25 protein-coding genes and 1 rRNA gene are annotated in these 25,640 nt (G+C 48.5%); 23 read left to right on the forward strand and 3 right to left on the reverse strand.

What is annotated here, in order from left to right; translation table 11 throughout:
- The first annotated feature begins 12 nt into the window (after positions 1-12).
- The 14 genes from BC351_RS20985 to BC351_RS21040 all read left to right on the forward strand — a co-directional run bounded on the left by BC351_RS20985 (position 13) and on the right by BC351_RS21040 (position 9,826).
- The gene (locus BC351_RS20985) at positions 13-300 is read left to right on the forward strand and encodes a BMC domain-containing protein (protein ID WP_047676490.1); all 288 of its coding nucleotides are present in this window, start codon (positions 13-15) and stop codon (positions 298-300) included.
- Between the two features lie 8 nt (positions 301-308).
- Positions 309-1,106 (forward strand): phosphate propanoyltransferase, encoded by a 798-nt coding sequence (pduL, locus tag BC351_RS20990; protein ID WP_079414700.1) that lies wholly within the window; start codon positions 309-311, stop codon positions 1,104-1,106.
- Positions 1,107-1,112: 6 nt separating this feature from the next.
- Positions 1,113-1,934, forward strand: a complete 822-nt coding sequence (locus tag BC351_RS20995; protein WP_079414702.1) for a hypothetical protein — start codon at positions 1,113-1,115, stop codon at positions 1,932-1,934.
- A gap of 6 nt (positions 1,935-1,940) precedes the next feature.
- Positions 1,941-2,249, forward strand: a complete 309-nt coding sequence (locus BC351_RS21000) for a EutN/CcmL family microcompartment protein (RefSeq protein WP_079414703.1) — start codon at positions 1,941-1,943, stop codon at positions 2,247-2,249.
- Entirely contained in the window at positions 2,225-2,566 is a 342-nt protein-coding gene (locus BC351_RS21005; RefSeq protein WP_079414705.1) for a BMC domain-containing protein, read from the forward strand. Before BC351_RS21000 ends, BC351_RS21005 begins: the two co-directional genes overlap by 25 nt.
- A 4-nt stretch (positions 2,567-2,570) precedes the next feature.
- The gene (locus BC351_RS21010; RefSeq protein ID WP_079414707.1) at positions 2,571-3,020 is read left to right on the forward strand and encodes a EutP/PduV family microcompartment system protein; all 450 of its coding nucleotides are present in this window, start codon (positions 2,571-2,573) and stop codon (positions 3,018-3,020) included.
- Positions 3,021-3,028: 8 nt separating this feature from the next.
- A complete protein-coding gene (locus BC351_RS21015) occupies positions 3,029-4,501 on the forward strand; it encodes an ethanolamine ammonia-lyase reactivating factor EutA (protein ID WP_079414708.1) in 1,473 nt (490 codons plus the stop codon).
- A 4-nt stretch (positions 4,502-4,505) separates the two neighbouring features.
- Positions 4,506-5,867, forward strand: coding sequence for an ethanolamine ammonia-lyase subunit EutB (locus BC351_RS21020; protein ID WP_079414709.1), 1,362 nt, complete (start codon positions 4,506-4,508; stop codon positions 5,865-5,867).
- Positions 5,868-5,891: 24 nt separating this feature from the next.
- Complete coding sequence (gene eutC, locus BC351_RS21025) at positions 5,892-6,788, forward strand: ethanolamine ammonia-lyase subunit EutC (RefSeq protein WP_079414710.1); 897 nt, start codon at positions 5,892-5,894, stop codon at positions 6,786-6,788.
- A gap of 76 nt (positions 6,789-6,864) precedes the next feature.
- Positions 6,865-6,993, forward strand: coding sequence for a hypothetical protein (locus BC351_RS43960; protein ID WP_279628355.1), 129 nt, complete (start codon positions 6,865-6,867; stop codon positions 6,991-6,993).
- A 52-nt stretch (positions 6,994-7,045) separates the two neighbouring features.
- Positions 7,046-8,590 (forward strand): amino acid permease, encoded by a 1,545-nt coding sequence (locus BC351_RS21030; protein ID WP_079414711.1) that lies wholly within the window; start codon positions 7,046-7,048, stop codon positions 8,588-8,590.
- A gap of 80 nt (positions 8,591-8,670) precedes the next feature.
- Positions 8,671-9,423 carry a YwmB family TATA-box binding protein gene (locus BC351_RS21035; RefSeq protein ID WP_079414712.1) on the forward strand — a complete coding sequence of 251 codons (753 nt, stop codon included), beginning with the start codon at positions 8,671-8,673 and terminating at the stop codon, positions 9,421-9,423.
- A gap of 35 nt (positions 9,424-9,458) precedes the next feature.
- On the forward strand, positions 9,459-9,599 hold the full coding sequence (locus BC351_RS42335) for a hypothetical protein (protein ID WP_158082173.1): 141 nt from the start codon (positions 9,459-9,461) through the stop codon (positions 9,597-9,599).
- Positions 9,596-9,826: a hypothetical protein gene (locus tag BC351_RS21040; RefSeq protein ID WP_079414713.1), complete on the forward strand. Its 231-nt coding sequence runs from the start codon at positions 9,596-9,598 to the stop codon at positions 9,824-9,826. The genes BC351_RS42335 and BC351_RS21040 overlap by 4 nt, the downstream gene beginning before the upstream one ends.
- Positions 9,827-9,903: 77 nt before the next feature.
- Here the strand turns inward: BC351_RS21040 and BC351_RS21045 are convergent, their stop codons facing one another.
- On the reverse strand, positions 9,904-10,173 hold the full coding sequence (locus BC351_RS21045) for a hypothetical protein (protein WP_079414714.1): 270 nt from the start codon (positions 10,171-10,173) through the stop codon (positions 9,904-9,906).
- A gap of 203 nt (positions 10,174-10,376) precedes the next feature.
- Between BC351_RS21045 and BC351_RS21050 the strand changes: the two genes are divergently transcribed.
- The 8 genes from BC351_RS21050 (at position 10,377) to BC351_RS21085 (ending at position 22,559) form a co-directional block, all read left to right on the forward strand.
- On the forward strand, positions 10,377-11,153 hold the full coding sequence (locus BC351_RS21050) for an arylamine N-acetyltransferase family protein (protein ID WP_079414715.1): 777 nt from the start codon (positions 10,377-10,379) through the stop codon (positions 11,151-11,153).
- A gap of 229 nt (positions 11,154-11,382) precedes the next feature.
- Positions 11,383-16,827 carry a glycerophosphodiester phosphodiesterase family protein gene (locus tag BC351_RS21055; protein ID WP_158082174.1) on the forward strand — a complete coding sequence of 1,815 codons (5,445 nt, stop codon included), beginning with the start codon at positions 11,383-11,385 and terminating at the stop codon, positions 16,825-16,827.
- Positions 16,828-16,902: 75 nt separating this feature from the next.
- A complete protein-coding gene (locus BC351_RS21060) occupies positions 16,903-17,439 on the forward strand; it encodes a glycerol-3-phosphate responsive antiterminator (protein WP_079414719.1) in 537 nt (178 codons plus the stop codon).
- 240 nt (positions 17,440-17,679) lie between these two features.
- A complete protein-coding gene (locus tag BC351_RS21065; RefSeq protein ID WP_244209119.1) occupies positions 17,680-18,540 on the forward strand; it encodes an HAD-IIA family hydrolase in 861 nt (286 codons plus the stop codon).
- A 25-nt stretch (positions 18,541-18,565) separates the two neighbouring features.
- Positions 18,566-19,906: an ABC transporter substrate-binding protein gene (locus tag BC351_RS21070; protein ID WP_079414721.1), complete on the forward strand. Its 1,341-nt coding sequence runs from the start codon at positions 18,566-18,568 to the stop codon at positions 19,904-19,906.
- Between the two features lie 141 nt (positions 19,907-20,047).
- Positions 20,048-20,944 (forward strand): carbohydrate ABC transporter permease, encoded by an 897-nt coding sequence (locus BC351_RS21075; RefSeq protein ID WP_079414723.1) that lies wholly within the window; start codon positions 20,048-20,050, stop codon positions 20,942-20,944.
- A gap of 15 nt (positions 20,945-20,959) precedes the next feature.
- Complete coding sequence (locus tag BC351_RS21080) at positions 20,960-21,775, forward strand: carbohydrate ABC transporter permease (protein ID WP_208629810.1); 816 nt, start codon at positions 20,960-20,962, stop codon at positions 21,773-21,775.
- Positions 21,776-21,818: 43 nt separating this feature from the next.
- The gene (locus BC351_RS21085; protein WP_244209120.1) at positions 21,819-22,559 is read left to right on the forward strand and encodes a glycerophosphodiester phosphodiesterase; all 741 of its coding nucleotides are present in this window, start codon (positions 21,819-21,821) and stop codon (positions 22,557-22,559) included.
- Here BC351_RS21085 and BC351_RS21090 read toward each other — a convergent pair.
- Entirely contained in the window at positions 22,513-24,648 is a 2,136-nt protein-coding gene (locus tag BC351_RS21090; protein WP_079414726.1) for an EAL domain-containing protein, read from the reverse strand. The genes BC351_RS21085 and BC351_RS21090 overlap by 47 nt on opposite strands.
- Positions 24,649-24,690: 42 nt before the next feature.
- The gene (locus tag BC351_RS21095; protein WP_079414728.1) at positions 24,691-24,978 is read right to left on the reverse strand and encodes an STAS domain-containing protein; all 288 of its coding nucleotides are present in this window, start codon (positions 24,976-24,978) and stop codon (positions 24,691-24,693) included.
- Between the two features lie 597 nt (positions 24,979-25,575).
- On the opposite strand from BC351_RS21095, the gene BC351_RS21100 reads away from it, so the two are divergent.
- Positions 25,576-25,640, forward strand: a 16S ribosomal RNA gene (locus BC351_RS21100); the annotation flags it as partial.

Here is a 25,640-nt window from a genome sequence, read left to right on the forward strand (position 1 = left end):
GAGGAATGTCCAATGGCCGGAGAAATGGCAGCATTAGGTTTAGTAGAAACCAAGGGGCTTGTAGGTTCAATTGAAGCAGCAGACGCTATGGTAAAGGCAGCAAATGTGAGATTGGTTGGCAAAGTGCATGTGGGCGGAGGCTTGGTAACGGTTATGGTTCGAGGCGATGTAGGCGCTGTTAAGGCGGCTACGGATGCGGGCGCTGCTGCTGCGGAAAAGGTGGGAGAGCTGGTTTCTGTTCATGTCATTCCTCGCCCGCATTCAGATATTGAGTTCATTCTTCCTAAGCTTGAAGGATAAGCACGTCTATGGCGCTTATTACGGAAACGCAGCTGCGCACTCAGCTGGTGAAAGGCTTGCCGAATCCTTTTCCGGTCAAAGAAGAGGATAAGCTGACGCCGGCAGCCGCTGATTTTCTCAAAGATCGAGGGATCGCAGTGGTACGGATTGCATCTGCATCCTCAGCGGATACCATCATTCTGCCCGTAAACCACATGACAGAGCGCAAGCTCATCCCAGTCGGCGTGTCCAATCGGCACGTTCATCTGTCTCCTGAGCATATCAACTCTTTGTTCGGCAACGGTTACACGTTAACGCCACTTCGCGAGTTGTCTCAAAAGGGTCAGTTTGCTGCGCGCGAAACCCTGACGCTACTGGGTCCCAGAGGCATCCTCCAGCATGTAAGGATTCTAGGACCACCCCGTGGGGCGTCCCAAGTTGAAATCTCGCGAACCGATGGATATGCGCTGGGCGTTCACCCTCCGGTGCGATTATCTGGCGATGTGCAAGGCACACCTGGGATTACACTCATAGGAGCAAGTGGAGCGGTCGTTTTGCAGGAGGGGTTGATTCTTGCCAAAAACCATGTGCATATGTCTCCGGCAGATGCTCAGGCTTTGGAAGTCACCCAAGGAGATCGTCTTATTGTCCAAACGCTGGGGGAACGGCCGCTCCTTTTTGCCGATACGATTGTCCGGGTTAGCGAGCAGTTTTCGCTGGATTTTCATATCGATGTGGATGAAGCCAATGCGGCCTTTTTGAATACGGGAGATCAGGTTCAGCTTATCGGTAGAAACGGTACGATCGCGAGTGCCGAAAGGGGGTAGCTCTTGATGGAGATCAAGCAAATGGTCGAATCGATTGTGCGGGAGCTTTTGATTTCCTTGGAGCCGCAGTCGGTCAAACGGCCAAAGGTGCTTTACATTTTCTATGACAGTACGGCTCATGAGGCTTATACGGATCATTTTATATGGTTAACTAATCACCATGTTAATTATGACCGCTTGTGCTTGGATGGCGAAGCTTCCTCATGGCTCGGGAAACATCAGATTGAATGCGGCGGCTACGGCAAAACGATTGCCTCTGACGAGTTCGCGCCATCCCCGCTCGAGGTGCCTCTTGACTATGAGGGGATCGTGATCCCGGAAATTGATCTTGATAATGCGGCACGCGCTGCTCTAGGGATGAAAGGAACGATCATTTCTGAAATCATTTTCTCCACATTGGTTCAAAATAAATTTGTTCTCATCGGCGACGATATCTCTGGACTGAAGCGAGCTGACCGTCGAACGCTCCGAACGCTGACACTGCCTAAGGCTTATGTGAATCTTTTTGATTATTACAAAATGGAACTGCAAATGTACGGCGTGGAATTCGGCCCATTGAAGCAGCTGGCGGAGATGGCCGTGAATAAAATTCAACCCGGTCCAGAAGTCCCTAATACAGCTATCAACATAGAAACAGAAGAGCGGATAGAAACGAATAATTCTATGGTTTACGAAGGAAGGCTGATCTCAGCAGATTGGGTGGAGCGGGAATTCAAGAGCAAACCTTTTGGCTCCCTGCGTGTTGGCAAACGAACGATTATTTCTTCACTAGCCCAAGATATGCTGAAGGATAAAGGGATCACGATCGACTATGCGGCTGGAAGGTGAGTTCCTATGTTTTTGGGGAAAGTAATCGGCAGTGTCTGGGCTACGCAAAAAGAAGTGGGCATGGACAATTTGAAATTATTGGTGATCCAGCCGATGGACTTCAGAGACAGCGAAGCGGGTACTCCGATCATTGCCGCAGACCGCATTGGCGCCGGTGTCGGGGAGAACGTGATCGTTTCCAGAGGCAGTCCGGCGCGAACCTTGTTCACGGATACAAGGGTGCCGATCGATGCGATGATCGTAGGCATTGTAGATAGCTATGAGGTCGCTCAAGAAACCGAGGCGAATATATGGAAGAGCAGAAACAGCGAGTGATTCAGGAATATGTGCCTGGCAAGCAGCTGACGCTGGCTCATGTGATTGCCAATCCCGATCCGGTATTGTATACGAAGCTGGGCATTGAAGAGCGGAATGCCATCGGCATCTTAACGCTCACCCCCACAGAAACCGCGATAATTGCCGCCGATATTGCGACCAAAGCGGCCAACGTGGGTATCGGTTATTTGGACAGATTCACCGGCTCGCTCGTGCTCACGGGGGAAGTGGCCGCAGTCGAGATGGCGATTGAGGCAGTGAATGTTTTTTTGCTGGATAAGTTGAAATTCACAACGGCACCTATCACGAGGTCTTGATTTTATGAAAAAAGTGATGATCATCGGCGCGGTTGGAGCTGGCAAATCAACGCTTATCAAAGCTTTGTTCGGGGAGACGGACCCGGCCATCAAAACCCAAAGTCTCCTATACAGGGACTGGGTGATTGATACTCCGGGTGAATACAGTGAGAATCCGATGTATTATCGCTCGCTAATGGCGACCTCGCATGAGACTGCGGCTGTTTTGCTTGTTCAGGATGCCACGCGCAGCAGGAATTACTTTCCTCCGGGTTTTGAACAAGGGTTTCCTGTGCAAACCGTAGGAGCTGTGACCAAAATCGATCATCCGAAGGCTGATATAGACCAAGCCATCAGGCTTCTGAGGCAGTCGCTGCCGGAAGGGGAGATCTTTGTGACATCAGCGGAATCGGGGGAAGGGATTCAGCGGCTGAAGGAACGACTTATGGCGATAGTCCATAAACAGGATGGGTGAAGGGGAAGATGCAGAATCAGTGGATCACAAGTGTAGGTCTCGATATTGGCACGAGTACGACCAAGATGGTTGTGAGCCGATTGAAATTAGTGCGTTCCTCCGGCGCGCTAAGCCTGCCCCGATTCGAGATTGCGGAGCGGGAATTGCTGTATGCGAGCCCGATTTACAGCACTCCGCTGAAGAACGGCAATGAAGTGGATGCACAGCAGATCTGGGGAATTGTGCAGCAGGAATACGAGCAGGCTGGCATTCGCCCCGCAGATTTAAAGTCCGGCGCCGTGATCATCACTGGAGAAACGGCGAATAAAACAAACGCCAGCCAAATCCTGCATCTCCTCGCCGAGCGCTCAGGCGATTTCGTCGTTGCAACGGCAGGGGCCGATCTGGAGGGACTGCTCGCCGGCAAAGGCGCCGGAGCAGAGCGCCGCTCCATGCAGATTCGAGGCGCAGTCGCCAATATTGATATCGGCGGGGGGACGGCGAATGCCGCTATTTTTCAACGAGGCAAGCTCGTAGGAACAGTCACCTTTCATGTTGGTGGCAGACTTATTCAGTTGGACGCAGCCGGTACTGTCACAGACATATCACCATCTCTTCTGCCATGGCTGAAGGCGAGCGGATACAACCTTAAGACAGGCGATACGCTTCATTTGGCTTTCGTGAAGGATATCTGCGCAGCCATGTGCCGCTGCATGATGGATTATTTAGCTGGGCGTACCCATCCAGACCAGAACATGCCGCTTCTTTGTTTATTGAACGGTCAACCGCTCACTACCGCTGCGCAGATTGAAGAATGGATGGTTTCCGGAGGCATCGGGCTTCTCATGGAGGCCAAGAAACCGGAGAGCTTGGCGGATATGACGCTGCATCAAGATATCGGGCCTATGCTGGCGCATTGTTGGAACGAACTATCGAGCGAGTATCCCATTCGCAGGATACGTGCGGATCAGACGGTCAGAGCAACCGTCATCGGGGCCGGGATGCAGAGTACAGAAATTAGCGGAGCGACCGTACATTTGGATGCCTCGCTGCTGCCGATACGCAATCTCCCTGTGCTGAAGCTGAATATAACGCTTCAAATGCTCGAACAAACCGGACTGCTTGCGTACAGGCTGGATGAGTTGATGAATAGCGGCGCAAGCCTTTTTGACCGGGAGCAGTCCCCACCGTTTGGGCTGGCTTTGTCCGGGATGAATAACCTTACTTATCCATCGCTTCAGCATCTAGCGGAGCAGCTGCATTCAAGCTTCGTGCACCATTTTCCGACCAGCGAAGTACTAATCGTCATTTGTGAAATGGATATCGCCAAAGCGCTTGGACAATCGTTAGCCAGACGCAGCGGAGAGAGTCCGAAAGTCATTTGTATTGATCAAATCTCTGTCGAGCATGGGGATTATGTTGATTTAGGCGAGCCGATATCGGGGATCATGATTCCGGTCGTGGTGAAGACGTTGGCCTTTCCTAACAGAGCGGAGGGATAAGCCCGTGAATCTGAAAACTACGCTGCTGGGTACAACCTTTCAGTTTAAGCATTTAAAGGAAGTCATGGCGAAGGCGAATGAGGAGAAATCCGGCGATCAGCTGGCCGGTATCTCGGCGCAAGATGCGAAGGAACGGATCGCCGCCAAGCTGGTCCTGTCCGATTTAACCATGGCCGATATTCGCAATCATCCTCTGCTGCCACCGGAAATCGATGAGGTTTCGCGGGTTATCGAGGAAGGGCTGAACGAGAAGATTTATACGGAGCTGCGCAATTGGACGGTGGCTGAGCTGCGGGAATATTTGCTGCGGCAAGAAACGGGAAACGATGAAATTCGCCGAATTTCCCGCGGTTTAACGAGTGAGATGGTCGCTGCTGCGGCCAAATTAATGAGCAATCTCGATCTGGTGCAAGCTGCGTCCAAAATGGAGGTCACCTCGCATTGCAATATTACGATTGGTCAAAAAGGCGTGCTGTCTGGCCGGGCTCAGCCTAATCATCCTACGGACAATATCCAGGGCATGAAGGCTGCTTTATTTGAAGCTCTCAGCTATGGTATCGGGGATGCCGTGATTGGGATTAATCCGGTTATTGATTCCGCAGATAGCGTCAAAAATATGTTGCTGGCCACCAAAGAAGTCATGGAAAAATGGCAAATTCCAACGCAGAATTGCGTGCTAGCACATATTAAGACCCAGATGCGGGCTATTCGCCAAGGCGCTCCTGCCGATATGGTGTTTCAGAGCTTGGCTGGAACCGAAGAGGGGAATCGAGCGTTTGGCATTGATGTGGCTTTGCTGGACGAAGCTGATGCGCTGATTGCCAGAGAAGGCACCGGGACTGGGCCGAACCTGTGGTATTTTGAAACAGGCCAAGGGTCGGAATTGTCAGCTGAAGCGCATCATGGTATCGACCAAGTTACACTGGAGTCCCGCTGTTATGGCCTGGCTCGCAAATATAAGCCATTTATCGTCAACACGGTTGTCGGCTTCATCGGACCTGAGTATTTATATGACAGCAAGCAGGTAATTCGGGCAGGTTTGGAGGATCATTTCATGGGCAAGCTCCAGCAGCTACCGATGGGTGTGGATGTTTGCTATACCAACCATATGAAGGCGGATCAGAACGATATGGATAACTTGGCGGTGCTGCTTTCCGCAGCGGGCGTCAATTATCTGATTGGCGTGGCGATGGCAGATGACTGCATGCTTAATTATCAATCGACCAGCTATCATGATATCGCCACATTGCGGGAATTAATGAGATTGCGCCCGGCTCCTGCCTTTGAGCAGTGGTTGGTGAAGATGGGCATTATGGACAATGGTCGATTAACACCGCTGGCGGGAGATCCGACCCTTTTTATGTAGCGCCAGCGCGAAGGAGGAACCGTCATGAACCCTGCTGTTCCGATAGACCAGCTTGTGGATAGGGTGATGGCAGAGCTTGCCAAGAAGCTGTCTGCCCCACAAGCTGCTGAGCAGGCTGGCAGCCGAATGGAGTTGCATCAATCCACACCAGCGGAGAGTGAGTCAGGAACAGACTTGGTCTCTGAGGAGGATGTGATCACCTCTCCGATTCCCAGCCCCAAATGGGAGGAAGGGATGAGTGAACTGCTTGCGAGCACGCCGGCCCGCATTGGCGTATGGCGAACAGGAACGCGGCCGCTGACCAAAGAAGTGCTTAAATTCCGGCGTGATCATGCCGCTGCCGTCGATTCTATTTATGGTGAAGCAAGTCAGGAGATATTGAAGCAATTCGATTTATTTACCGTCGAAACGCGGTATGAAAATACAGAAAATTATTTGAAACGCCCCGATATGGGACGGATTGTCACTGATGAAGGCATCGCCGCAATCGAGGCGGCATGCCGGATGAAGCCGCAGGTGCAAATTGTCGTATCGGACGGACTGAGCGCCAATGCGGTGGACGCCAATTTGGGCGATGTTTATCCAGCGCTGCTCGATTCACTTGCCTCATATGGGTTATCCACAGGTACTCCGTTTTTCGTACGAGGGGGCAGGGTTGCTGTTATGGATCATATCGGCGAGATTGTGCAGCCAGAGGTGCTAGTCCTGTTGATCGGGGAAAGACCCGGTCTCGTTTCATCGAAATCGCTGAGTGCCTATATATGCTTCAAGCCGCGCAAAGGCACAGTGGAGAGCGACCGCACGGTTATCTCCAACATTCATCGTGGAGGAACGCCACCGCTTGAAGGCGGTGCGCATATCGGCACGATTGTGAAGAAAATGCTGGAACAGCAAACCAGCGGCATCCATTTGGACATCTAGCGGGTACATCCCTTAAGAATGTGCTTCTTTCAGAAGCTTTTCTATAAGAATCGTCCGAGAAGGAGGTGGAGGCGCAATGGGACTGACGATTGGAATCGTAATCGTAGTGATCACGTGTTTGTTTGCTGTATGGATTGTCAAAATCGCCAATAAAAGCATACGCGAATTCGATGAAAGCGAACACGAAAGTTTCCTGGGGAAATAAGCCTTGAGCCTTGTTTGGACAAATCGTAGGTATCTGATGAGGAGGATTCAAGATGAGCGTACCTTCCAATCATCATGAAAAAGACAAAAGTGATTTAAACAAGTTCGGCTATGCCCAAGAGCTGCTGCGCAGCATGGGGGGATTCTCCAACTTCGCGATTTCATTCTCGATCATTTCCATTCTGACCGGCGCTGTATCGCTCTATGGTCACGGATTGACCTACGGCGGATCGGGCATGATGGGCTTTGGCTGGCCGATCGTCGCTCTCTTTGTCATGTTTGTGGCGGCCGTTATGGCGGAGCTTGCCTCGGCCATTCCGACGGCGGGTGCCTTGTACCACTGGGCAGCTATTCTGAAAAACAAACGCTGGGGCTGGTACACCGCATGGATCAATCTCATCGGACAAATCGGGATCGTAGCCGGTATTGATTATTCGGTCGCCCTCTTCGCCGATCCGCTCATTGCGAGTGTATTTGGTTACGAGTCCAGCAACACAACCGTGTTGATTTGTTTCACCATCATTTTGCTGACACACGGGATTCTCAATCATATCGGGATTCGCATCGTTTCGAGGCTTAATGACTTCTCGGCCTGGTATCATATCGCTGTGGTGGCGGTATTGGTAGTATCCTTGGCCTTTTTTACCAAAGGCCACCTCAATCCTGTTACGTATTTGTTTAAGGTGGGCGAGACGTTCTCCGACAAACCGTACATGTTTGCTTTTCTGATCGGCCTTTTGCAAGCCCAATGGACCTTCACAGGATTTGACGCCTCCGCGCATACGATTGAGGAAACCGTCAACCCACGTGTGCGTGCGCCTTGGGGGATTTTCACATCCGTAGCCTATTCGTTCGTCATTGGCTTCATTATGTTGGCTTTTGTTACCTTGTCCATCAAGGATGCCGGTGCTGCAGCGGGTTCAGACAATGCGTTCATCTATGTCATCAGTCAGGCGCTGGGCGGGACATTCGGCTCTGTTATTCTCTGGCTGGTTACCGCTGCGATGTGGTTCTGCGGCCTCGCCTCCATTACTTCTTTTTCCCGGATGATGTACGCCTTCTCTCGGGACAAAGGGATGCCGCTGAGCCATCAGTGGGCGCAAATCTCCAAGAAATACCGTACACCGGCCAAAGCTATTTGGCTGGCTATCATCCTCTCCTTCCTGCTCGCTTTCATCGACTATATCATTAAATTAGTGAATCCTGATGCGACATACACAACGATAGCATTCCTAACCGCTGTCAGTGTAGTTGGCTTATATGTGGCTTACGGCATTCCGATTTATTTGAAGTTGAGAGCTAAGGCAGAAGGAAGATTCCAAAAGAAGCATCTCGGACCGTGGAATCTCGGAAAGTACAGCACATTCATCTCTGTTGTTGCGCTGCTGTGGATCATTTTCATCTGCATCGTCATGGTGATACCTCCGAATCAAATGGCTGGCTATGCGGTCGCAGGGATGCTGATTCTTCTCATCATTATGGATTTGGCTTACTATAAAAAACATTTCCCAGGCCCGCAGGCTGCCCTGAACACCTCCATGGACGAGATATTGCGCCGTGAAAAAGAGCTTGAGACCACCTCCTCATCAAAATCTTAAATCTACTTGGTTTAATAGTTGCTAGATTTGGGCATCCTTCTACTAGAGTTGAAGATTCTAGTGAAGAGGTGCCTTTTTATATGCAGAAATTCTGGTTAGTCTCCCTCATTTGGATATCTCTTGCAGGCATTATTTGTGGCTGGGTTCGTCATGCGGATGCTCAAGGCGAGCAAGAAGCGCTTTATCTATTGGACACGGTAAAACCTTATATGATCAGTGACAATCAAATAACCTTCAAATATACAGGCTATTATGGAAGCTGCGGCGGCGTAGATCAGAACATGCTGGCCGTTGGGAAGACATTATCCCAAGCCTTCGGCATGCCAGAGACGGATAGGCTGAGTGAGTCCAATTCGCATCCGATCTATAAAGCAACAGCAGAGGCAGCGCCCGGAGCGGTCTCCACTGTAACGATCGCAAGCCCGCAGGGACAAGCTTCTTGTTATGTCGTATTGCGATTAGATGCTTCCCAAGAGACCAATCAGGCCGATTTGGTTAATTGGCAGGCGCAAGCAGATAAACAGATGAAAAGGCTGGGCATCACAGGAACATGGAATACGATGGTGCAAGGTTATGTATCTGAGCAAGAACAGTCTCGCCAAATAAGCTCCGCAGAGCTGGTAAATCAGATAGCTCAAGCCTACAAAGGGAAAATCGTAGAAAGCTACACGGATCAGAATACGATAAGTTTGTCACTGGCTTCGAGGGAGTTCCAATCGTCTGTGAAGAGCGGCGGTCAATCGGTGAATCTGCAGGTTGCCTTGCATCAAGAATCAACGACAGGCCAATGGCGCTTAACCGTGGGCACGCCAATCATAACCATGGAGTACTAGCATCAGAAGAAATAAAGCGAGGAGGTGAATTTCATATGCTAAAGAAAGCCAATGCCAAGAGACCGATTCTTCCAACCGATAATCCTGTCATTATACATAATCGTTATTGTTTTCTGATGTGGGCTAGAACAGGAAATAAACGGTATCTGACTATGTTTCAAGGAGTGGGAATATGACGACGATCGTAAAGCCGGTTATTCCCGGCATCATTGCGGAATCCATTGAAAACCTGCGAAGCGAAGGGTGGGAGGATGACGACTTCTTTAACTTTCCGCGGTATGATGAAGAATGTCCGGAAGCGCGCATTTTATTTCACTTTTTTCGAAACAACCGCGTAACCTTTGCTGCTGCTATCGTTAACAGCTATATCGTTCATGATGATGGCAAGCAGCCATTCAGCTGAATGTGTTCAGAGATCTTGACTCCGCAACTGCTGAGCCAAGATCTTTTTTGTTCGCAGCGGGATTCAGCTTTCTTCTATTAATGAGCATCAACGAGCTGTTCTTCCATATACAAGTAATCGACGGGGATAAGTGGAAGATGAATATTCCTGCTGCAATCGATATACTGTGGATAAACAGCAAGGGTAACTTCTCGTACTTCTCTTTCTTCTCGCTCTTCTGTACGTGCTGCTTCTTTGTGGAGGGGATAAGTGAGGAGCTTGTTCTTTTTGATAATATCTATACAAAGCAGCAACATCATTCCGATCGTCAACAACCCAATCGCGCATAGTTCTACATTTTGATTCATCAAGTAGCCCTCCTATGAAACCTTTTTCATAGATTAACGGATGCGGGTTAAAATGTCGCTCGAAAACCGTTGTCGTTTTATAACCTTTTAACGATGACATTGTTTGAATAGAAGGAAACATCTGTTTAAATAAAGAAAATAGTACAGACCTATCGCAAGCAGCGATAGCATTCAAAACTCTCTTATAGGACGGAGTGCTCAGTATGCCAAGCAACAATAGTCAAATTCAGGCTTATCTAGATCGCATCGGGTTTGCGGGTCCACTCGATGGCAGCGTTAAGACGCTGGCCGAGCTGCAGGAATGCCATCTGCACACAGTTCCGTACGAGAATTTGGACATTATCAATCACATCGCCTTGTCCCTGGATCCACAAGATGTGTATCAGAAGATTGTCGTACGCCGGCGCGGGGGATATTGCTTTGAGTTGAATGCTTTATTCGGCTGGCTGCTGCGGGAGCTAGGCTACCCGGTCACTGACTTCGTGGCCCGGTTTTGGCGCGACGCGTCGTATACACCGCCGAAACGGCGTCATCAGGTTCTACAGGTCGAAGCCGAAGGGGCGACATACTTGTGCGACGTTGGCGTAGGGGGCATCGTTCCCCGCAGGCCAATCGCATTAATCGAGGGACTAGAACAGCAGCAAGGCGACGAGTGCTACCGGATGGAGCGCGATCCTGATTACGGCTGGGTGCTTTGCGAACAGAAGAAGGGGGAGTGGCAGCGGATATACTCGTTCACTGAGGAGCCGCAGCTGGCGAAGGATTTTGTGTTTGCCTCGTTTTGGTGCGAGAAAGCCCCTGATTCCATCTTCACCCATAGCCCGATGCTGGCAATTCGTACCTCAGAGGGGCGTAATACGGTGGCGGGACGGGAATTTCGTATTTTCACTTCAGATGGCGTAAAGACCTTCACACCGCAGACCGATGAGGCGTATAAAGAGGCGCTGCTCGTACATTTTGGAATTCAACTAGATTCATAGTTTGTTGTATTTACAATACATTCATGCAACGTTGATGCAAGGATAACAAAGCATTGTTAAAGTGAAACTAATAGATACAAATGAATACTCAGGGTATGAGTCTAGGAGAAAACCCTTTTATTCGGCTTAAGAAAAGTGCGCCCTTAGGGAGCGCGTGCTTTCCTTTTGTTGAATGAGGGTTTTTTTGTGTTGTTCACATATAAAAACTTTGAAAAGGATGATGTGCGACATGAAAAAAATGTTAACAAAGCTTTTAGGGATTGTGACGATTACGACTCTGCTCAGCGGGCTTTTCCAGCCAAGTGCCTGGGTATCTAGCGTTCATGCGGAGGAGTCGGGCAGGAAGACGATGGAGGTTAACAAGACGTTAACGGCTCCTATCATCGACGGCAATCTAGATGAATCCATGTGGAACCTGAACCAAACGCTAAATGTTAAAGTTGGACAAGGTTCTTTTAAGGCGTCGAAATTTGGCCTGCTCTGGGATAATCAGTATTTGTATATTGGTATCAAGGCAGATGATGACAGCTTATTATCCGGTCAATCGGGCAGTTGGTTCGAACAAGACAATATCAACGTCTTTCTTGATCCGAGCTTGCACCGCTCAGCTCCGTACAGCAATGAGGATATGCAGATCGGCTTGGTCTATCAGTCTGGAACGACCATACCCGAGTTTCATTTTGGTGCTGCGCTGAATAATCATGCGGGCAAGGATGAGAAGAAAATACTGCGAGCGATGAATCAGACCGCTTCAGGCTGGTCTACGGAGATCGCTGTACCTTGGGAAATGCTGAAATTTGATCCTATTCTACAGAAACAGTTGGGCATGGAGATCGGCACGACAGACCGTTATGGGGCCGCAACAACAGAGCAAAGATCCAGCTACTGGAGCGCTTTTGGGTCCTCCTCCTTTTGGAATGATACCTCCGGTTATGGCACGCTTAAGCTGGTGGATACAAGTCCAGTCTCAGGAAGCCCCAATCTGGTGCTTTTGGAGGAAAACTTTGACGGCTATGCCACAGGGACGATACCCCCGAATTGGATATCTAATGTGAATGAGGGAAGCCCGCCTTTTAGCGTTGTGAAAGATACGTATGGCAACGGGAGTATGACGTTCGACGGAAATGCTACGTCCAAACAAAGCCGCATCATTGCTCCTGTTCAATGGGATAACTATACAATTGAAGCAGATGTGCGTTTTAGCAGTTTTTTGAATCCAGGAAGATGGGCATCCATTATGTTCCGCGCACCCGCTAGCGGGAAGTGGCCATACCCGCAGATGGCCATTAAGCAGAATGGCACCATTGAGACCGCTTATCGCAATTCGGACGGGAATTGGTATTCTCCCACACCGATAAGCGCAACGGGCGCTGAGCTGCTGGTGAATAAGGTTTACACGATGAAAGTAAGGGTTTATGACAACAATGTGAAGCAGTATTTTAAAGCCAAAAGCGATGCAAGCTTCACGCTGTATGGCGACAAAAATCTCGCAGCTGCGGTGCTCCCGGAGAAAGGGAGAGTTGGCTTTCAAGGAGATCAAAGCAAGGTATCCTTCGATAATCTGAAGGTTACCCGGATCACGGCAGAGCGGCTTACGATTACCTCAGCCAGTTCGTTGGAAGCGTTAAGCGGCGCGACAAGCGTGACGAGCAGTGTCTACTATTCGGATGGCCTTACGGAGACGCCGCCTGCGGATCGAGTGAAGCTGTATTCATCGGATGAAAGTGTCATCAAAATCAACAACAACCAGATCTATCCTATTAAGCCAGGGAAAGCAACCATCAAGGCTGTATATGGCAATGCAGAGACTTCGCAGGAAATCACAGTGACGCCATCTCTGACGGGGGTCAAGGTTGTTTCCTTAAAGGGTGACGACAAAGGGTATGTGCTTGCAACGGTTGGAACTCCATTGGATCTTAGTGCTGTACAGTTTCAAGCAGACTTTAATAATCTCACGACAGGTGTAGTGAAAGGGAATGAGCTGACATGGACATCGACCAGTCCATCAGTTCTTATTGAAAACAACGTACCCAAGGTGCAGCAGAAAGGTGTTTATACGCTGACAGGCACCAAAGATAGCGCATCTATCAGTATGCTGGTTGTCGCCAAAAATTCAGCAGATACCGAATATGTCCTGTACGAGGAGAATTTTGATCATCTGGCGGACGGTACCCTTCCTGCCGGCTGGACGCGGAAAGAAGGAACGACAGCTGCCAATGCTGTAGTGAAATCCGGAGCTTTTGAGATCAATGCACTCGCTGCGCCGGATAACCCATCCCGGGTCATTCTGCCTTCGTTTCTAAGCAAGTTTGGCAATTATAAGATTGAAGCCGATGTGACCCACTTGCAGGCAACTGATACGGCAAGATGGCACTCCATCATGTACCGTATTCAAAACAACGATTATCCTTACTACCAAATGGCGGTCAGAAAAGATGCAACCGCAGCAAATGGCATCGAATTCGCCGAGAGAACGCCTGCCAACGGGTGGAACGTGATGGACAGAGGTTCTAATACCGAAGCTATTGATCCGGCCAAAATGTACCATTATACGGTTAAAGCGTACGGAAACCGTGTTCAGGAATGGATCAACGATCGTGTCATGGTGGACACGGATCAAGCAACAGTCTATGCGACAGGAGCGGTCGGTCTGCAAGCGAATGGCAGCAAAATGAAGGTAGACAACATTCGCGTGACGCTGCAGCAAGAGGCGCTGCCTCCTATACCGAATGGTCGCTTCGTTGAAGTGACAGAGCCGGAAACCCGCATTGCGATGGCCGCATCCGTCGTAAGCGAGCTTCAAAGTGGGGCAGATTTGGCGAAGCTGGATGCGCCTGCGCTGCCTTCGACGCTCATTATTCATGTGGGCCCAGGACTGAAGGTAACAGACCCTGCAGGAAAGCTTGAAATAAGCAGTCTGGATGCACTTCTAAACAAAATTGGCAGCCGAATCATCCCTGCTTTTTATGTAAAGGATGAATCCACGGTAGATCAATTGGTGGCATACTTGAAAGCGAATAGTTGGGAAGATGCTGCTGTCGTGTCAGACAACGGAGAATTGATCAAACGAGCGAGATCTGCCTATCCGATCATCCGAGGCATATTGGATTTCAGCGGTGACAGCAGCTTGAAGGCAGGCCAACTGCTGGATGTTCGAAGAAAAACAGCAGCAAGTTTAGCTAGAATTGCCATTTTGCCGCAAGCGATATCAACGCGAGAGAACGTTGCTTATCTGCAGCAGCGAAGTATTATGGTATGGTCGAAGGAAACGGCCAGCAGATCCGAGAAACAGATCGCGATGCATCAATTGATTGCGACAGGTGTGAATGGGATCGTGACAGATTCGCCTGCGGTTCAATGGGAAGCATTGAAAGTGTATAACAAGAATACGACATTGATTCGCAAGCCGTATATTATCGCTCATCGAGGGATGCCGGCGAATTCTCCTGAGAATACAATTGAAAGCAATAGGCTGGGTTTAGAAGCGGGCGCGGAGTTCATCGAGAACGACATGTATTTGACGAAGGACGGGCATATTGTCATTCTTCATGATGGGTCACTGGAGCGTACGACGAATGGAACAGGCTTTGTTGAAGACTATACGCTGGAGCAATTAAAGAAATTAAATGCGAACAAGCCATATCCCGAAGGATTCCCCGATGTGAAGATCCCAACCCTGAATGAGCAGATCGAACTTGCCAGGGAGCAGGGTGCTATGGTCATGTCCGAAATTAAGACCAGCACTCCTGCAGCTGTTGATGCCTATGTCAAATTGCTTAAGGATATAGATGGCGAAGCTTTGGTGGACACCATGTCTTTCAGCGCTGATCAGTTAAAACGCATGGCGCAGCTTATGCCGGAGATGCCTCTGGGATTGCTGACTAGCGGATATGCCAATGAGGCGAATGTGCCAAAATCGCTAAGGGAAACATTGAAGCTGCTTCAGGGACTGAATGCTTCATTTAACACGAGCTATAGCGGTCTGGGCCGGAAATTCATGGAGGCTGCCAAACATCGCGGTCTTATCATTTCACCATGGACGCTGAATGATAAGAGTGTTTTTATTCAATACATGGGGCTAGGAGCTTTCGGAATTACGACGGATAACGCCTACTATGCTTCCGATTGGGCAGCTTCCATCAAAGCTGAGAAAGAAAAGTATGTGCTTGCTAAAGAGGAGAGCGCTACGCTTGCGGCTGTCGTTCAGTCCTATAAAGGGACGAAATCGACCATTGTCCCCGAACTCGTACTTTTGGATGGCCAAGAGGTGGTTGCTCTGGATGGAGCTAAAGTGACGGCTAAGAAATCAGGGACGGCTCACGTTCTATTAAGATACACAACAGCGATGGATGATCGGAATAAATATGACATCTATACAGCGCCTATCTCGATCCAAATACCAGGTCAGGATAGTGAAGGTGGTGGTGATGATGGCAATAGTGGATCAATCGCTAATTCCTCCGTTACAGGAGGCAGCCCAACACTGCCTGCCACTCCAGCTGCAGCAGTCATTGAAGCCAAAGAAGGTAAAGTCGCAGCGCCCGAACTTAAGCAATCTTTGGGTGCCCATCCTAAGGTAGAAGTGAAGTTTAGTGGTGATTCGCTGGAGCTGGAGGCAGCTGGTCTGATCGAAGCAAGTAAACTTACTGGCCAAACGCTGCTTGCCTCAAGTGAGAATGTCTCCTATACGTTGCCTTTATCTACGTTGAAGCTTGATGAACTGGCTAAGCAGCTGAGTATAAGCATAGATGATCTGCGAATTCGATTTACACTTAAGAAACTGAATGGTCAGGAGGCATCTGCCATAGATCAGGCCATCATCGCTGCAGGAAGCAAGCCGGCTGCCGCTGCTGTTCATTTTGAGGTGGAAGCGGCTAATCAAGCAGGACAAACGGCTCTTGTGACACTCGGAGCAGCGTATGCTTCTCGTACGATCCTCTTGGATAAGGCGATTGATCCGAAGAAAGCAACTGGCGTACAAGTGATTCCGGGAACGAATCAACTTCGTTTTGTGCCTACGCGGTTTGTGACCAAGGATGGTAAGACAACAGCTACACTGATCCATAACAAGAATGGCGTATTCGCCATTGTGGAAAATCATAAAAGCTTCGGCGATCTAACGAATCATTGGGCCAAAGCTGATATTGAGCTGTTGGCAAACAAGCTAATCGTAGATGGGGTAAGCGACAGCCGTTTCGAAGCGGATCGTTCGATTACACGCGCGGAATTCGCAGCATTGCTGGTTCGCTCCTTGGGATTAAGCATGGAAGCATCGAAAACTACTAGCTTCAAAGATGTTGCAGCTAGCGACTGGTTTGCAGATGTGGCAGGTTCCGCTGCAAGCGCGGGTCTTCTTAGCGGTTATGAGGACGGGACGTTCCGCCCGAATCAAGAAATCACACGTGAGGAGCAAGCAGCGATGGTCGTCCGTGCGATGAACTTTGTGGGAATCGACACCCGCGTAAGCTCCGCTAAACGAGATGAAACCTTGGCATCGTTCCAAGATGCTGACCAGATCATCTGGGCCCAATCGGAGATAGCCGCAGCAATTCAATTTGGGTTGATGAATGGGATGGCAGCAGACACACTAGCATCTGGCAGCTATGCAACACGCGCTCAATCGGTCGTCATGTTGAAACGTTTACTAGTCAAAGCTAATTTCTTGAATGAATAATCTTGGGTTTATACTCAGCAAACATACGCGTGCTACGCTTTTGGATGAAGGTATGTTTCTTTTGGAGGTGCACAGATGAACCCGTTCCCGATTATCGCTTCAGTCACGAAAGAGGAACAAATTCCGAAGATGCTGCAGAGTAACGTGGAGAGAGTCAATTTAATGACCGGTCATATTGGGAATTTGGAGTCGATTATTAGACAAGCCCATGATTCGGGTAAAAAGGTCTACGTCCATATGGAGATGGTTGCGGGTCTAGGGAAAGATTCTTATGCGATCAGTTATTTGGCCGAGAAATTCCAGATAGACGGCATTTTGACAACCAAATCAGCGGCGGTTACGGCAGCGAGACAAGCTGGCCTGAAAACAATTCAGCGTATTTTTGCGATTGATACGGCTGCTATTCAGACAGCCATTCGCATGATCAACAGCAGTCAGCCCGATGAGGTCGAGCTTATGCCCGGTTTAATGCCAAGAGTGATTCGCGAGCTGAAGGGAACCATCAAACAGCCGTTAATCGTCGGTGGATTAATTCGCTACGAGCATGAGATTACGGAAGCGTTGGCGAGCGGAGCTGATTACATCTCAACCGGTGATCCGGCTATGTGGTAAGTCAATTTACAAATTCTCTACATGGATTTAATACACCGGTGATAAAGCGGGATTATAATCAACTTAATAATTAAATAATCAGCACCTAATCGGTAATGATGGGTTGAGAATTGGAGAAAACCCTTGTTCTGCAAAGTGCGAAAATAGGCTGAATCATCTCTTTTTGCGATGTTTCAACGATGCTTATTTTTGCATTTTCGAACAAGGGTTTTTATTTTTCTTTGAAAAGGGGTAGAAACTGTGTCAGAGCACGTTGCACATCCTAAGAATGGCTTCGAACCTTCCCGTGGAGAAGAAGTTAACCGAGAGCACAAGAAAGTGCCAAAAGGAATTTTTGCTTTTGACGGCTATTTGTTCGATCTGGACGGTACCGTATATGCTGGAAATCAACTTTTGCCAGGCGTGTTGTCTACGATAGACAAGCTTCGCGAAAGCGGGAAATCAATCCTCTTCGTGACGAATACGACAACACATACGCGAGAGGGCGTTCATGAACGCCTTTCGCAGTTGGGAATTGCTTGCTCCAAAGAAGATATTTTAACGGCCTTATGTGTATCGAGAATGTACTTTCAGGAATATCTGCCGGAAGCTAAGGTGCTGATGATTGGCGAGCAAGCCATGAAGAATGAACTGGCGCAATACGGTGTAGAAACGACGAACGACCCGCTCGGCGCGACGCATGTTCTTGTCGGACTGGACAGGCAGTTTACGTATGAGAAGTTAACACTCGGGATGAGCGCTCTCCGCAATGGGGCACAATTGATTGCTGCTAACCCGGATCCATTTTGCCCGCTGGAGGATGGGGCGATTCCTGATACATGGTCTTTGGTCAAAGCACTGGAAACGGCAAGTTCGCAGTCGGTTTATAAAGTGATTGGCAAACCCTCGGAGTACTACGCCAAAAAGGCCTTAGAGAAGCTGGCTTTCGCGCCAGAAGCGTGCCTGATGGTAGGCGACCGAGTATCCACCGATATATGCTTCGGCAATGCCAATGGCATGTATACAGCACTCGTTTTGACTGGAGCGGATTCTCGCAAAGACATCATGCTCCAAGGGATCAAGCCTGACTATGTACTGGCATCACTCAGCGAAATCAAATAAAACCTATTCTCGGGAGGACATGAACATGAAAAAAGTATTTCTTACATTAGCGGCCGCAGCGCTGGTCACAACAGCTTGCGGGCAAGGTGAAAGCACACCCAAAGCAGCTCCTGCCAGCCAGGCGGCTTCTTCACCAGACACGACTGTTAAACAGGAAGCGAAGCCCGTAGAGCTGCAATTTTATTTTCCAGTGGCTGTTGGCGGTCCCATTACGAAGTTAATTGATCAACTGGCTGCTGATTTTCACAAAGAAAATCCCACGATTACAGTGAAGCCGGTCTATGGAGGAAGTTATCAAGATACGATGACCAAAGTCGTCACCTCCGTGCAGGGCGGGACTTCTCCGGATTTAGCGGTGCTGCTTTCAACAGACTTGTACAGCTTGCTCTCGATGAATGCTATTGAGGATTTAACACCGCGTTTCAACAAAGAGTATTTCAACGGTTTTTATGATGCTTTCATGGGGAATACGAAATCAGGCGAAACGGTGTGGAGCGTTCCATTCCAGCGCAGCACGATCGTCCTTTATTACAACAAAGATTTGTTCAAGAAAGCAGGGCTTAACCCGGATAAGGCCCCGGCGAACTGGACCGAAATGCGTGAAGCGGCGAGCAAGCTGACTGTGAAGGACGGCGCTGGCAAAACATCGCAGTGGGGGATCGAAATTCCAAGTACGGGTTACCAATACTGGATGCTGCAGGCACTTTCTCTGCAAACAGGCACGAACATCGTCTCTAATGATGGGAAGAATGTATATTTCAACAAGCCTGAGGTGCAAGAAGCGCTGCAATACTACACGGATCTGGGCCGCAAAGATAAAGTCATGCCAGAAGGCACGCTGGAGTGGGCGACGGTGCCATCGGATTTCATCAGCGGGAAGACAGCTATGATGTTTCACACGACGGGGAACCTGACGAAAGTGAAAACGGACGCCAAATTTGATTTCGGGGTATCGTTCCTGCCGGCTAACAAGAAATGTGGCTCTCCGACAGGCGGGGGCAACTTGTATGTGTTCAAAAGCATTCCAGAAGACCGCAAGAAAGCGGCTGTGAAGTTCATCGAATTCTTGACGCAGCCGCAGCGTGTTGCGCAGTGGTCAATTGATACTGGTTATGTAGGCACAACCAAAGCAGCTTACGAGACAGACCTGCTCAAGAATTACGTGAAGGACTTCCCGCAAGCCGCTGTTGCCAGAGATCAGCTTCAATATGCAGACAGTGAACTATCCACATTCCAGAACGGACAAGTGACCAAATTGTTTAACGATAACATTCAAGCTGCTTTGCTCGGCAATATGTCGCCCAAAGAGGCCCTTGATAAATCCCAACAGCAGGCAGATGACATCTTGAAAACATTCCGCAAATAAGTAGTTGGATTTTTATTAGATGGGTGTGGCTATCACGGTGAATGTGCCGAGATAGCCGCATCCAAGATTTATTTTAGCTTTTCATACAGCCCAAACAATAGCCGTTTAATATACAGATATACAAGGTGCGGGGGGATTTATTTGAAACAGCAAGCGCTGCTAACAAGAAGGAAAATCAACTGGAAAGAAAATGCTTTTGCCTATGCTTTGCTTCTTCCTTCCCTAATATTGCTTGCGCTTTTTACATTCTATCCGACGATTAAATCGGTGTATTTGAGTTTCTTCAGCTCTACACTATCCGTCCAGAAGTTTGTTGGATTCGAGCAATATGCCCACGTTTTGCAAGATGAAGTGTTTATGAAAGTAATGAAAAACAATATGCTTCTTTCTATCGGAACCGTGCCGACAAGTCTATTATTGGCCATTTATTTAGCTGTTTGGGTGAATAACAAGCTGAAGGGAACGAGCATTCTACGAGCTGCCTTTTTCTATCCGACAATAATCCCGATGATTGCGATAGCGAACATCTGGTTGTTCATTTATACGCCTGATTATGGTTTGCTGGACAAATTTCTTGGTTTTATTGGTGTACCGACACATAACTGGTTAGGGGATCCGCATTGGGTTACTTTTTCGATGATTATCATGGTCATTTGGAAGGAAGCCGGGTTTTTCATGATTTTTTATTTGGCCGGCTTGCAGAATTTGCCTAGGGAAGTGTACGAGGCTGCTGAAGTGGAAGGCGCACGACCGTGGCACGTTTTTCGCAAAATTACGTTTCCGTTATTGATGCCAACTACGTTATTCGTCCTGATCATAGCTATTACGAATTCCTTCAAGCTGGTCGATCATCTGTATATAATGACGAAAGGCGGGCCGGATAATGCCAGCAATCTGCTGCTGTACCACATATATGAGACAGCCTTTAGTTTCTGGGATATGGGCAGGGCATCCGTACTGACCGTTGTGCTGCTTGTTATTTTACTTGCGGTTTCTATATTCAACTATGCTTATTTGGACAAGCGTGTTCATTACTAGGGGGTAATCTGACTTATGTTGGCTCGAACATTGCATCGATCCATTGTTATTGTATTAGGCATTGTATTCCTTATCCCGCTGGTGTGGACCGTGTTCACTTCATTTACACCATCTAGCGAAGTCATAACCAGAGCGAACCCGTTCGCGATCGTGAATCCGACGTTCAGCAACTATGTGTCGGCCTGGTCAACCGTTCCCTTTCTAAGATACTACAGCAATACGCTGATCATTGTCGGGGGTGTTCTCGCTGTACAGATAGTTACAGCAACATTGGCTGCCTACGCCTTTGCGCGTTTGCGTTTTATTGGACAAGGAGTTGTATTTATTTTATTCCTCGTGCAAATTATGATCCCGGCCGAAGTCCTTATCTTTCCAAACTATACCGTTATCAAGCAACTGGGATTAGTCGATACCAAATTAGCGGTTATGCTGCCTTTTTGGGCATCGGCCTTCGGCGTTTTCTTGCTGCGGCAGACGTTTAAACAAATTCCATTAGATCTGGACGACGCTTCCAAAGTGGATGGATGCCCGTGGTGGCGCACCTTATGGCACGTATATTTTCCATCCGCCAAGCCAACCTATATTGCTTTTGGACTGATCTCGGTCAGTACGCACTGGAGTAATTTCATGTGGCCGCTCATCGTGACCAACTCGGTAGAAAATCGCTCGCTTACCGTGGGACTAGCTATTTTCGCCCAAACCTCGGAGACGGGAGCGCAATGGGGGACTGTAACTGCTGCAACGCTGCTGGTTGTTTTACCGCTGTTATTAGCATTTTTCGTCTTTCAACGTCAATTTGTAGAGAGCTTCATGCATTCCGGTCTTAAATAGGCGCAAGGGGAATAAGACAACTTTATTGAAAAGGATGATGAGCTTGAACTGGAATAACGGGGCACCTTGGGTATTTGCACATCGAGGATCTTCTTTGGAAGCACCGGAAAATACGATGTCTGCCTTTCAACTTGCGGTAGATCAGCAGTGTGACGTCATCGAACTCGATATTCATCTGACAAGCGATGGACAGGTGATCGTGTGCCATGATGAGACATTGGGGCGGACAACGAATCAAAGCGGAGTTATCGGGGAATTGACTTTGGAGGAAATGAAGCAAGCGGATGCAGGCAGTTGGTTCAGCCCAGTCTATACGGGAGAAAAGATTCCGCTGCTGCAAGAAGTGCTTGAGCGGATACCTGCACGAATCGGTCTAAACATTGAACTGAAGCAAAGCTACAGTGGCCGCATCGTTGAACCTCTAATTAAGCTGCTGCGCGAAAATGGGCGTTTGGCAGATGTCTTATTCTCATCCTACGATCATAAACTGCTGCATGACATTAAACAGAAAGCACCTGAATGCCGGATCAGCCTTGTGTATGATGCCAAACCGGTGAACCCGATCAGGTTCATTGAGGACTTCGGACTAGAAGTGTTTTCCGTCTCTCTTCACGCTTGCATGGTGGATGCCGAAGATGTAGCTGCTATTCGCCAAAGTGGCAGACATGTGATCGTATGGACAGTAAATGAAGCATCCGTCATGAAACAGATGCTAGCCTATGGCGTATCCGGCATTATTACGGATGATCCGAAAGCGCTGCGAGACTTGATTGTTGGCAGCTGATTTGCTCATCTTTGGTCAAGTATAGCGTTTCTAGCTGCTCAGCCGACAGAGCGGGATCAATAAAGTAGCCTTGAATCATATCGCAGTTCATCGTTCGCAGACAGTCCAATTGCTCCAAGGTCTCGACGCCTTCCGCAATGACCCGAAGATCCATGCCATGCGACATATCGATAATCGCTTTCGTAAGAACTGCGCTTTTGGTATCGCTTGTCAGTTCTTGGACAAAGCTCTTATCGATCTTCAGAATATCGATGGGGAACTGTTTGATATAACCGAGGGCCGAGTAGCCCTTGCCGAAATCGTCAATTGCGATTTGGAAGCCAAATGATTTGAGCTCGTGCAGGATGGGCAGCACCGACTCAATGTCATGCATGCTGCTGCTTTCCGTTATTTCAATTACGATATGCTGCGGGTCGCAGCAGGTCTGGTAAACAATATCGTGAATCGAGGAAGCTAAGTCCGGCGCCAGAAATTGTCGAGCCGATAAATTAACGGCAATCGAAGGAACAATAAACGAAGCAGAGAGCCAACGGTTGAGCTGTAAGCATACCTCTTTCAATACCCATTTGCCGATATCCATGATGGTCCCTGTTTCCTCTGCAATCGGAATGAATTCTCCGGGGGAGACAGGTCCGAGTGTAGGATGATTCCAGCGGATCAGCGCCTCCATTCCTTTCATATGGCCGGTTTCTGAACTGACCTGAGGCTGATAATGGAGAGTGAACTGATTCTTGGCAATCGCCCACCTAAGCTCATTCTCCAGATCAAGCTTTCGCAGGAAGGTACTGCTGATGCTTTCGTTGAAAAACTGGTAGCCGCCATTTTGGATTTTGGCTTGGTACATGGCTAAGTCGGCGTGCTTGAGCAGCGTTTCGAAATCCTCGCCGTGCTTCGGATACAGGCAGATTCCAATGCTTGCGTTAATATAAAGCTCATTGTCGTCTACGGAGAAAGGCCTTTTGATACTGGAAATAAGCTCATTGGCAATAAGGATGGCTTCTTCCGGCTCCTGCAAATTCTGGAGAACGATAATAAACTCGTCGCCACCAAGGCGTGACACGATATCGTCCTTTCTCACAACGGAGCTAAGACGCTTGGCGACCTGCTGGAGCAGCTTGTCTCCGACGTTATGTCCTAAGGAGTCATTGACCATTTTGAACCGATCGAGATCAATAAAAAACACGGCCAGCTTGCGCTTTCTTTCCAAAGTTCTCGTGATGGCTTCATTAACCAATTCGCTAAGCAAGGTTCGATTAGGCAGATCTGTCAATTTATCGTAATGGGCCAAATATTTCAGATGCTCCTCGGTCAATTTGCGCTCTGTAATATCGGTGAACATGCCAATGTAATTCGTAATAGTTCCCTTATCATCCCGCATGGTTGTTATGGACAGCCATTCGGGGTACAGTTCCCCGTTTTTCCTTTTATTCCAAATCTCACCTTCCCAGAAGCCGGTTGTGTGAATTCTTTCCCACATCTTAATGTAGAAATATTGATTCTGCAGGCCGGAGTGAAGCAACCGCGGCGTATGCCCGGCAGCTTCCCGTTCCGTGTATCCCGTCATCGTCGTGAAGGCTTGATTAACAGATAGGATTTTGAGCTGTTTGTCCGTAATCATAATCCCATCGCTGGCATTGCTGAACACCTGCGCGTGCAGCTGAAGCTTAGAAATCGTGTTCTTCCGCAAGGTAATGTCAGAGAACATGCCCACGTAATTGATCAGAATCCCGTTATCGTCCTTGACTGAACTAATGGAGAGCCACTCCGGATAGATTTCCCCATTTTTCCTGCGGTTCCAGATCTCTCCGCGCCACGTTCCATCCTTATGAATGGATGCCCACATGTTGACGTAGAATTCGGGATCCTGGTAATGCGATTTAAGCATGCTGGGGGTTTGCCCGATAACTTCCGACTCATCGTAGCCTGTAATGGATTTGAAAGCAGGGTTTACACTGACGATCCTCGAGTGGCAATCCGTTATCATAATGGCTTCCTGTGAATCGTGAAAAATTCTGTCGTAAGACAATACGAAGGTTTCCGGTGTTTGTTTATCCCAAAGGGCTTCATTATGTGGCGTATGTCGATTCATGTAAGAACCCCTCTCTGCTGCAGTGCCGTTGTATCCCTTGCGTTATAACCGTATGCCCGCCATGTATAAACGTTCTTTGAGCTGTTCGTGGGCGTCTTGAAACGAAACGCTGGCCTTATAATCCGTAGCGATCTTCTGCACGGCCAGCAATAGACCAAGCCCTGAGCTATCCATGTCTGTCACTGTTCCCAGATGGAAAGTGAGGCTGCGGAATTCTTGTTGGATGAGCGGAAACAATTTTTGCCTGATGGAGGTTGCTTCTTTTACGCCGATAATTCCAGTTAAAATGACGTCAATTTGTTGGTCGCTATCCTTTATTTCATAGCACATAAGCAAACCTCCCTTTTATTTCAAACGAAATTGTTAGCATTGAGGTCTTTTGCGCAGGGGATTTCCATTTGAACACATATAGCTGATTATACCTCGGCACTTCTTGTTGTATCTGTGATATTAATCACAGTAGTTACTATATAGAGGATACGATTTGTGACCTATCTTCTTGTTTGCCGCTGTAGGAACATTCGAAACAATGGCAATAGTGGAACATTTCCAAGGGGGGTTGTAATTGGTTGCTGAGCATGTTACATTAGTCCTCGTTGCTTTTGAAGCAGCAAACACCGACAGACACCGACAGAAATTGACGAGAAAAAAAGTGCTTGCAATTGATGAACGAGCTGTGGTATATTACTTTTCGCTGCTTCGGTAACACGGCAGTGAACGAAAGAAATTGATCTTTGAAAACTGAACAACGAGTGAGTAAGCACGAACGAGCAATCGTTCAAAAAAGAGATTGTAAAATCTCGCTAGCAAGTCAATTGAGCATTTCAGCTTTCAGATATAGGACAAGCAATTGTCTGAACCCTTATGGGGCCCCCGGAAAGTAATCGGAATTCTCTTCGGAGGTTCGCTTCACTTTTTGGGGAGATCTTTATGGAGAGTTTGATCCTGGCTCAGGACGAACGCTGGCGGCGTGCCTAATACATGCAAGTCGA

The organism is Paenibacillus ferrarius (assembly GCF_002027705.1).
Classification (GTDB): Bacteria; Bacillota; Bacilli; order Paenibacillales; family NBRC-103111; genus Paenibacillus_E; species Paenibacillus_E ferrarius.

Coding starts and splice junctions, on each gene's coding strand:
- BC351_RS20985 (WP_047676490.1), top strand. CDS start 13: ATGGCCGGAGAAATGGCAGCATTAGGTTTAGTAGAAACCAAGGGGCTT.
- pduL (WP_079414700.1), top strand. CDS start 309: ATGGCGCTTATTACGGAAACGCAGCTGCGCACTCAGCTGGTGAAAGGC.
- BC351_RS20995 (WP_079414702.1), top strand. CDS start 1,113: ATGGAGATCAAGCAAATGGTCGAATCGATTGTGCGGGAGCTTTTGATT.
- BC351_RS21000 (WP_079414703.1), top strand. CDS start 1,941: ATGTTTTTGGGGAAAGTAATCGGCAGTGTCTGGGCTACGCAAAAAGAA.
- BC351_RS21005 (WP_079414705.1), top strand. CDS start 2,225: ATGGAAGAGCAGAAACAGCGAGTGATTCAGGAATATGTGCCTGGCAAG.
- BC351_RS21010 (WP_079414707.1), top strand. CDS start 2,571: ATGAAAAAAGTGATGATCATCGGCGCGGTTGGAGCTGGCAAATCAACG.
- BC351_RS21015 (WP_079414708.1), top strand. CDS start 3,029: ATGCAGAATCAGTGGATCACAAGTGTAGGTCTCGATATTGGCACGAGT.
- eutC (WP_079414710.1), top strand. CDS start 5,892: ATGAACCCTGCTGTTCCGATAGACCAGCTTGTGGATAGGGTGATGGCA.
- BC351_RS43960 (WP_279628355.1), top strand. CDS start 6,865: ATGGGACTGACGATTGGAATCGTAATCGTAGTGATCACGTGTTTGTTT.
- BC351_RS21030 (WP_079414711.1), top strand. CDS start 7,046: ATGAGCGTACCTTCCAATCATCATGAAAAAGACAAAAGTGATTTAAAC.
- BC351_RS21035 (WP_079414712.1), top strand. CDS start 8,671: ATGCAGAAATTCTGGTTAGTCTCCCTCATTTGGATATCTCTTGCAGGC.
- BC351_RS42335 (WP_158082173.1), top strand. CDS start 9,459: ATGCTAAAGAAAGCCAATGCCAAGAGACCGATTCTTCCAACCGATAAT.
- BC351_RS21040 (WP_079414713.1), top strand. CDS start 9,596: ATGACGACGATCGTAAAGCCGGTTATTCCCGGCATCATTGCGGAATCC.
- BC351_RS21045 (WP_079414714.1), bottom strand. CDS start 10,173: ATGAATCAAAATGTAGAACTATGCGCGATTGGGTTGTTGACGATCGGA.
- BC351_RS21050 (WP_079414715.1), top strand. CDS start 10,377: ATGCCAAGCAACAATAGTCAAATTCAGGCTTATCTAGATCGCATCGGG.
- BC351_RS21055 (WP_158082174.1), top strand. CDS start 11,383: ATGAAAAAAATGTTAACAAAGCTTTTAGGGATTGTGACGATTACGACT.
- BC351_RS21060 (WP_079414719.1), top strand. CDS start 16,903: ATGAACCCGTTCCCGATTATCGCTTCAGTCACGAAAGAGGAACAAATT.
- BC351_RS21070 (WP_079414721.1), top strand. CDS start 18,566: ATGAAAAAAGTATTTCTTACATTAGCGGCCGCAGCGCTGGTCACAACA.
- BC351_RS21080 (WP_208629810.1), top strand. CDS start 20,960: ATGTTGGCTCGAACATTGCATCGATCCATTGTTATTGTATTAGGCATT.
- BC351_RS21090 (WP_079414726.1), bottom strand. CDS start 24,648: ATGAATCGACATACGCCACATAATGAAGCCCTTTGGGATAAACAAACA.
- BC351_RS21095 (WP_079414728.1), bottom strand. CDS start 24,978: ATGTGCTATGAAATAAAGGATAGCGACCAACAAATTGACGTCATTTTA.